This is a genomic window from Nonomuraea sp. K271 (assembly GCF_009908215.1).
GTDB lineage: Bacteria > Actinomycetota > Actinomycetes > Streptosporangiales > Streptosporangiaceae > Nonomuraea > Nonomuraea longispora.
The window spans coordinates 20660-28692 of sequence record NZ_JAAAHR010000126.1; the positions used below are offsets into that span (position 1 = coordinate 20660).

Sequence of the window (8033 nt, forward strand, 5' to 3'; positions counted from 1 at the left end):
CACGGCCCCACGGCCGGCCGTGGGGCCGCGGGGCCTCAGGCCGGCCGTGCGAGCCCCGCCGGTCTCACGCCAACCGGGCGAGGGCCGCTTCGGCGTTCAGGCAGCCCGCGGTGGCCATGGCCAGGTTGCCCAGGGAGGCGTTGTGGGCGTCGTCGCCGGCCGCGGTCACGCAGTCGGAGATCGTGTGCACGGTGAAGCCCAGGTCGGTGCCGTGCCGGGCGGTCTGCTCGACGGTGAGGTTGGTGGCGACCCCGGTGACCAGCAGCGTGGTGATGCCGCGCGCGGCCAGCCACTCGGGCAGTCCGTTGCCCGCCAGCCCGGACAGCCGCTGGTTGTCCACGACGGTGCTCCGCCCGGCCTGCGCGGCCATCTCCGGGATGATCCCCGTTCCCGGGGCGTCGGGACGGAACGCGGTCTGCGCGTCGCCGACCGACCGCATGAACGCGGTGTTGCGGACGAGGGTGCCGCCGCCGTCGGGCACCGTGAAGCGGGTGAAGACGACCGGCACGTCGCGCGCCATGACCGCGTCGTGGAAGGCCGTGGCCCGCCCGACCACGCCGCTGCGCTCGACGGGTTCCGCGAGCAACCCGCCGAAGAAGCCTTCGGGTTTGATCACGTTGATCTGCCAGTGCAGGGCCAGGACAGCGGTGGCGTCGAGCGAGAAGGACATGATCAGATTCTGCCTCCACGACGGCCGGATCGGGCGGTTTCGAGCAATCGGGTTCGCGGTGACGCGTCAGCCTCCCAGGACGGACAAGCTCCGGCCCTCAGCGGGCCGCGCGTCCTCCCGGCCGATCCGCCTGGCGACGTTCATCGCCCACGGGTGTCCGGTGGCGGGGTCGTGCAGGGCGTTGACGAGCAGTGCCCGTCCCGGTCACGGTCGACGCCGACGGCGTCGGGCGCCTCTCGCCGCCGGTGGAGTCGTCGCTGTACTACATCGCCAGCGAGGCGGTCACCAACGCGATCAAGCACGCGACGCCCGACCGCATCCACAACATCTTCGCCAAGCTCGGCCTCCAGACCGACGACGGCAACCGGCGCGTGCTGGCCGTCCTCGCCTACCTCCGGGCGACCCGGGTCGAACCGGCCGGTGGGGAGGCGGTGGAGGCGCGGTAGACCATGGACACGGGCAGGACGACGTCCCCCGGCGGTCCGGACGCGATGCGTTCGAGGAGGAGGCGTACGGCGGCCGCCCCCGCGTCGAAGAACGGCATGCGGACGGTCGTCAGTGGCGGGATGGTCCTGGCGGCGACCGGGTGGTCGTCGCAGCCGACGACCGAGCAGTCGCCGGGGACGGAGACCCCGCGCTCGTGCAGCGCGTTGAGCACCCCGACGGCCATGAGGTCGTTCTGGACGTAGATCGCGGTGATGCCGGAGGCCCGGTCGAGCAGCCTGTGGGTGGCGGCGTAGCCGCCTTCGACCTCCCATGCGCCGTCCTCGACGAGCAGGGCGTCGTAGGGCAGACCGTGCTCGGCCAGCACCTCGCGGTAGACGGCGGTGCGCCGCTGCGCGCTGTGACGCTGCCGCAGGCCGGTCACCACGCCGATGCGGCGGTGGCCGAGCGCGATCAGGTGGCGGACCGGGAGCGCCGCGGTGGCCTCGGAGTCGACGGTGACGCGCGGGACCCCGCCGCCGGCGATCTCGTGCAGGCTGACGGCGGGCGGCCCGGCGCGCAGCAGCCGCCCGACCTCTTCGTCCTCCTCGGTGGCAGGAGCGTTCATGATGATCCCGTCCACCCGGCGCTCCATCAGCACGCGCAGGTAGCGCACGCAGTCGGAGCCGTCGGGCTCCAGGCTGCTGAGGATCACGCTGAGGCCGTGCCGGCGCGCTTCGCGCTCGATGCCGACGAGGAACTGCGCCGGCGTCGCGTTGCTGAAGTCGACGGTGATCACGCCGAGGGTCAGGGAGCTGCGTGACTGCAGGCTGCGGGCCAGCGCGTTGGGGACGTAGCCGATCTCCTCGGCCGCCTCGATGATGCGCTGCCGGGTGGCGGGCGCGACGGCGCCCTTGCCGTTGAGCACCTTGCTCACCGTCTGGAAGCTCACGTTGGCACGCGCGGCGACGTCTCTGAGCGAGACATTGGCCACGGGGTCACCTCCGGAAGGCGAACGTTCGCATGCGGCGTCGCCACGCCACTGCCGGACAGCCCAATTGTGCCACAGGGGCCTGGTGGCAGCCGCTCCTCTACGGCGGCGGTGGGGGGTTGACGGGGTCGGGTGGCGTGACTCAGCATAGGCGAACGTTCGCCTTCGGGTGTGACTTCCCTACCATCGCCCCCGCTTCGGTCCCGGCGGGAAGGAGAGAACCTCCATGACGACGTTCGGCCGCCGGCGATTCCTCGGGCTGTCCGGCGGCGCTCTCGCGGCCGCCCTCGGCGCCGCCGGGTGCGCCCGCACCTCGGAACAGGAGGCCGCCCCGGCGGCCGGAGGCGACGCGTTGCGCTGGTGGGATCACTTCCAGCCGCTGCAACCGCTGAACGAGCGCATCTTCGCCGAGTACGGCAAGGCCAACCCGGGCGTCCGGGTGGAGCACGAGGTCTACAACCCGAACGAGATGGGCCAGGCGCTGCAACTGGCGTTCAAGAGCAACCAGATCGCCGACGTGCACACGATCGCCGGCCTCGGATCGTCCGAGGCGTCCCTCGTCGCCGGTGGCTGGTTCGCGCCGCTGGCGGGACAGGAGGCGATCCGCGCCAAGCTCCCCGCCGACACCCTGCTCGAAGGGCTGCACGTCTTCGACGGCAAGCTCCACACCTTCCCCCTCTTCACCGCCCGGCAGTACGCCACCCTCTCCTGGTTCAACCGCGAGCTGGTCGAGAAGGCCGGCGGCGACCCCGACAACGGCCCGGCGACCTGGGACGAGTTCCGCTCCATCGCCGCGCGCATCACCAAGGACGGCGGCGGCCACGCGTACGGTTGGATCCAGGGCCTGCAGTTCCACGAACGGTTGCAGAGCCACGTGATCGAGCTGGCGATGTCCGCCGGCGCCCCGCTCGCCATGACCCCAGGAGCGGACGAGAAGGGCTTGGTGGACCCGCGCACCGGCGACTACGCCTACGCGAGCGACCCGTTCGTCCAGACGCTGGAATTCCTGTTGTCCCTGGTCCGCGACAAGGTCGTGTTCCCCGCGTCTACGTCGCTGGACGCCAGAACCGCCCGGGCGAGGTGGGCGACCGGAGTGGCGGGCATGTTCTTCGACGGGTCATGGAACATCGGCGTCGTCAACGGGCAGTTCAAGCAGTTCCTCGGCAAGGTCGGCGTCGGTCCCGTCCCGTCGCCGGGCGGCAAGCCGGTCCTCTACGGCGCTCCCGCCCCTGGCCAGCTGTTCGTGTCCAGCCAGTCGCGGCACGTGGAGGCGGCCTCCGAGTTGCTCGCCCGCTTCACCGGCCCCCAGTTCCACCGGGCGCTGTCCACGTACATGGACCAGGTGCCCCTCGACCTGGAGGCCGTGTCGACGGCGGACGTGCATCCCACGTACAAGCGCGCGGTCGAGCTGTTCGGCCAGGCCGTACGGCTCGCGCCCAGTCCCGTCGTCCGCAATCCCGCCGTCGCGCAGGTGCTGACCGAGATGAAGGAGCCGCGGCCCACGCTCGGCGAGATCACGCAGGGGATCCTCAGCGGCGAGCTCACCGACATTCGCAAGACCCTGCGCGAGCACACCGGCAAGCTCGCCGCCGAGCGGGAGCGCGCCACGCGGGCCATCGCAAAGAAGGGCGTGAAGGTGAGCCTGGACGACTGGACGTTCCCGAACTGGCGGCCGGGCAAGGACTACACGGCGGAGATGTACCGGACGTCATGAGCAGCGTGACACGCAAGGCCCCGAGCCTCGCCGTCAGGATCCGGTCGGAGCGGTGGGCGTACGTCTTCCTGCTGCCCACCCTGCTGTTGTTCGGCGCGTACACCGTCTGGCCGATCATCTCCAGCCTGTACTACTCGATGCTCGACTGGAAGGGGCTGGGCGCCGAACGGCCGTTCGTCGGCCTGGCCAACTACCGTGAGGCGTTCGGCGACCCGCTGTTCTGGAAGTCGCTCGGGGTCACGCTGACGATCATCGCGGTGACCGTGCCGCTGCGGGTGGGGCTGAGCCTGTTGACAGCGCTCGTCCTGAACAACCCGAGACTGCCGCTCGCCAGGGTGTTCAGGACCGCGCTGTTCGTGCCCGCGGTGACGACGACGGCGATCATCGGGGTGGTGATGGGGTTCATCTTCGACCCCGCCGGCGGCCCGGTGAACCAGTTGCTGCTCGACCTCGGGATCGTGGACCAGCCGGTCGACTTCCTCGGAGACCCCGGCACGTCCCTGTGGACGGTGATGGGCGTGCACATGTGGAAGTGGTTCGGCATCACGCTCGTCTACTGGCTGGCCGCGCTGCAGACGATCCCCACCACGGTCTATGAGGCCGCGAGAACGGACGGCGCGGGTGGCTGGGCGGCGCTGCGCCACGTGACGCTCCCGCTGCTGCGGCCGTTCCTGATCATCATCGTTCTCCTCACGGCGATCGAGACCATGCAGATCTTCGACCTGGTGCTGACTATGACCAACGGCGGGCCGTTCTTCTCCACCCTCGCCACGGAGGTCTACATCTACCAGCAGGCCTTCGCCGGCTCCACGCCCCGGCTCGGCTACGGAGCGGCGCTCGGCGTGCTGTTCGGGCTCGTCACGCTCGTCTTCGCCGCGCTGCAGGCCGTGGGCATCCGCTACGCCGACCGCGTGAGGAGCCGCTCATGAGCGCCGCGAGCGGCCTGCGGGCCAAGCGCCGCCGGCTCGGGATCTGGGCACAGGTGATCGTGCTCGCCGTCATCTGCGTGGTATGGGTCTATCCACTGCTCTGGATCTTCTCGGCCTCGCTGAAGGACTCGCTGGGGGTCTTCTCCGGAGGGCTCGGCCTGATCCCCGACGCGCTGCACTTCGAGAACTACGCGCGGGCCTGGCAGGACGCCGACTTCGGGTTGTACACCGTCAACAGCGTCGTCGTCACCCTGGGAACGGTGGCGCTGGTCGTGCTGCGCTGCGCCCTGGCCGGCTACGTCATCGCCCGCAGGAACTTCATCGGCAAGCGCGCCGTGGTCGCCGTGCTGGTCGCGACGTTGTTCGCGCCGCACGGGCTCACCATCATCCCCGTGGTCGAGCTCAGCGACCTCATGGGCCTGCTGAACTCGCGTACCGGCATCGTCCTCGCCCTGGCGGGCAGCGGCCACGTGGCCGCCGTCCTGCTCTACGCCGGCTACTTCAGCCGGGTCCCCCGCGAACTGGAGGAAGCGGCGATCATGGACGGTGCGGGCTTCCTGCGGACGTTCTTCCGCGTCATGCTGCCGCTCGCGGGACCGGTCACCGCGACGGTGGGCGTCATGACGTTCCTGGCGGCCTGGAACAACTTCTTCCTGCCGTTGGTGTTCACCTTCAGCCGCCCGGACCTGCGCACGCTCGCGGTGGGCATGCTCGCCTTCCGCGGCACCAACTCCACCGACTGGTCCGGCCTGGCCGCCGCGGGCACCATCTCGCTCATCCCACTGCTCCTCGTCTTCCTCGCGCTCCAGCGTTACTTCGTCGAAGGCGTCGCCGGGGCCGTGAAGTCCTGACGCGCCCCACCTCGAAGGAAAGCAATGAACCGACCGAACATCCTGCTCATCTGCACCGACCAGCAGCGCTTCGACGCGCTGGGCGCCTACGGCAACGACGAGATCGACACGCCCAACCTCGACCGGCTGGCCGAGCAGGGGGTGCTGTTCGACAACTGCTACGTGCAGTCGCCGGTCTGCGGGCCGTCGCGCGCCAGCCTGATGTCCGGCCGGTACGCGCACGCGCACGGCGCCTGGGCCAACGGCGTCGGGCTGCCCGCGCACGAGCAGCTGTTCTCGCGCGTCCTGGCCGGCCATGGCTACGACTGCGGTCTGGCCGGGAAGTTCCACGTCGCCGGCGCGTGCTTCGGCGGCAGGCTGGAGCCGCGGCTGGACGACGGTTTCCGGGTGTTCCGATGGGCGCACGACCCTTACCCCGGATCGTCCGAGAACGCCTACCACCGGTGGCTCCGGGCCGTACGGCCGGACCTGTACGACGCCGCCGCCCGCCCCGGTCCGGGGGCCGGCTTCGACGCGATGCCGACGGAGTACCACTACAGCCGGTGGATCGGCGACGAGACCATCGACTACCTGCGGCGCTCACGCGACCCGGGCAAGCCGTTCTTCTTCGTGGCGAACTTCTTCGACCCGCACCACGGGTTCGGGGCGCCGGAGGAGTACGTCGCCCGCTACCGGGGCAGGACGCTGCGCGGCCCGGTCACCCGGGACCAGGAGCTCGCCGGCAAGCCGCCCGTGCTGACCGAGGCCTCGCACCGCTCCTACGCCGGCCACGCCCGCGGCTACACCGAGTACACCGAAGCCGAGCTGCACGACGTCAGGGTCAACTACTACGCGATGGTGAGCCTCGTGGACGACGAGGTCGGCAGGATCCTCGCCGCCCTCGACGAGGAGGGCCTGGCCGAGGACACCCTGGTCGTCTTCACCAGCGACCACGGCGAGATGCTCGGCGACCACCAGCTCATGTTGAAGGGCCCGATGATGTACGAGTGCGCCGTTCGGGTGCCGCTCGTCATGCGCTGGCCCGCCGGGCTGCCCGCCGGTGAACGGCGCTCCGAGCTGGTCCAGTGGATCGATCTGGCGCCGAGTTTCCTCGCCGCCGCTGGAGCGCCGCCGCTCCCCCGCGGGCAGGGGCTCGACCTCCTGCCGCTGGCCCGGGGCGAGCGGGGCGCGCCGGTCAGGGGCTGGGCCCTGTGCGAATACCGCAACAGCGGCCATCCGTACGACGAGCCCGTGCACACCACGATGCTCAGGCACGACCGCTGGAAGATCGTCGTCTATCACGGCCCGCCGTCCACGACCCGCGCCCGCACCGGCGAGCTGTACGACCTGGAGAGCGACCCGGTGGAACTGGACAACCTGTGGGACGACCCGGCCCATGCGACGATTCGGGCCGAACTCCAGGAGCTCCTGCTCGACGTCCTGGTCGCCACCGAGGACCGCAGCCGGCCCCGGGATGCCTACTGGTGAGGACGGCGCCGCAGCGACGCCGCCCAAGCGGAGCGAGGATGGCTCGGGCGGCACCCGGCTGGACTTCCGGCTACGGCAGCTCGTCCAGGTTGCTCTGCACTCCGGCGATCGTGGGAGCGAGGTCAGGCAGGTCCGCGTAGGCCTTGGGAAGCTGGAGCGAGAACCTGAAGGTGTAGAGCCCGTCCCGCGCGATGAACTCGACCGCGTCGAAGATGTAGTAGCCCCACACGTAATACTTGATGTGGTAAACATCCACACCGTTGACCGTGCTGATCTTCTCGAACTGCATCGGGTCAGTGCCGCCGCTTCCGCCGTTCTTGCGGGCGGCCTCCAGCAGGGCCGCATGGTCGGCGTAGTAGTCGGCGTCTGCCATGCTCAGGTGTTTGGAGATGCTGCTGATCGCGGCGAAAGTCCAGCCGTCGGCAGTCTCTTCGGTAACGCTGCTTTCGCGGGCGTGGCGCCAGTCGGGCGTCCCGTCGTCGGCGGAGTGGTCCGTGCGCTTGACCCACGGCAGGCCCATGTCGGGCAGTTCGCCGTCGGACAGGTAGGCCACTCTGAGCGGGGGGCCGTCGTTGACGGTGGCGGCGGTCTGTCCGTCCGTGGGTGCGGCGAGGGCGGCTGCCGGGCCGCCGCTGAGCCCCAGGGCGGCGGACAGCGCCGCGCCGGTTAACGCCAGGCCGAGACGTGGAGAAACGAGGCGGAACATGACACTCCTTCGGTGTGCGACACCAGGACAAGATCCATAGATCATCAAACAGTAAAGGTTTACTGTCAAGGACGAGCTCAGTTCGAGCCCGCCCCGGCATCTGGTCATGCACACCAGCTCCAGGAGTGCGCCTATCCCTGGCGCGTGGCCCGCTTGGCGACGTTCTCGATGGCCTTGACGGCGACGTCGGGCTGGTCGGTGTAGATGTAGTGGCCGCTCTTGGCGGCGGTGCTCAGGTTGCTGTTGCTGGAGAGGGCGAGCCACTTGCGCTGGCCGGCGCTC

At 70.2% G+C, this 8033-nt stretch carries 8 protein-coding genes; 5 read left to right on the plus strand and 3 right to left on the minus strand.

The genetic code is table 11. The features are described from left to right. Positions 1-64: 64 nt before the first annotated feature. Positions 65-670 carry a cysteine hydrolase gene (locus GUY59_RS33220; protein ID WP_138207821.1) on the minus strand — a complete coding sequence of 202 codons (606 nt, stop codon included), beginning with the start codon at positions 668-670 and terminating at the stop codon, positions 65-67. A 191-nt stretch (positions 671-861) separates the two neighbouring features. Between GUY59_RS33220 and GUY59_RS49225 the strand changes: the two genes are divergently transcribed. Next, a complete protein-coding gene (locus GUY59_RS49225) occupies positions 862-1116 on the plus strand; it encodes a hypothetical protein (RefSeq protein WP_236667741.1) in 255 nt (84 codons plus the stop codon). Here the strand turns inward: GUY59_RS49225 and GUY59_RS33230 are convergent. Then, a complete protein-coding gene (locus tag GUY59_RS33230; RefSeq protein ID WP_138207819.1) occupies positions 1059-2087 on the minus strand; it encodes a LacI family DNA-binding transcriptional regulator in 1029 nt (342 codons plus the stop codon). The genes GUY59_RS49225 and GUY59_RS33230 overlap by 58 nt on opposite strands. Before the next feature lie 223 nt (positions 2088-2310). On the opposite strand from GUY59_RS33230, the gene GUY59_RS33235 reads away from it, so the two are divergent. The 4 genes from GUY59_RS33235 to GUY59_RS33250 are packed head-to-tail and all read left to right on the plus strand — an operon-like array spanning position 2311 to position 7045. Further along, positions 2311-3798 carry an ABC transporter substrate-binding protein gene (locus tag GUY59_RS33235; RefSeq protein ID WP_138207817.1) on the plus strand — a complete coding sequence of 496 codons (1488 nt, stop codon included), beginning with the start codon at positions 2311-2313 and terminating at the stop codon, positions 3796-3798. Further along, complete coding sequence (locus GUY59_RS33240) at positions 3795-4727, plus strand: carbohydrate ABC transporter permease (RefSeq protein ID WP_138207815.1); 933 nt, start codon at positions 3795-3797, stop codon at positions 4725-4727. Before GUY59_RS33235 ends, GUY59_RS33240 begins: the two co-directional genes overlap by 4 nt. Further along, on the plus strand, positions 4724-5578 hold the full coding sequence (locus tag GUY59_RS33245) for a carbohydrate ABC transporter permease (protein WP_132331838.1): 855 nt from the start codon (positions 4724-4726) through the stop codon (positions 5576-5578). The genes GUY59_RS33240 and GUY59_RS33245 overlap by 4 nt, the downstream gene beginning before the upstream one ends. A 24-nt stretch (positions 5579-5602) precedes the next feature. Beyond that, positions 5603-7045 (plus strand): sulfatase family protein, encoded by a 1443-nt coding sequence (locus GUY59_RS33250; protein WP_138207813.1) that lies wholly within the window; start codon positions 5603-5605, stop codon positions 7043-7045. 70 nt (positions 7046-7115) lie between these two features. Here the strand turns inward: GUY59_RS33250 and GUY59_RS33255 are convergent, their stop codons facing one another. Next, the gene (locus tag GUY59_RS33255; protein WP_138207811.1) at positions 7116-7751 is read right to left on the minus strand and encodes a hypothetical protein; all 636 of its coding nucleotides are present in this window, start codon (positions 7749-7751) and stop codon (positions 7116-7118) included. Positions 7752-8033 lie beyond the last annotated feature (282 nt).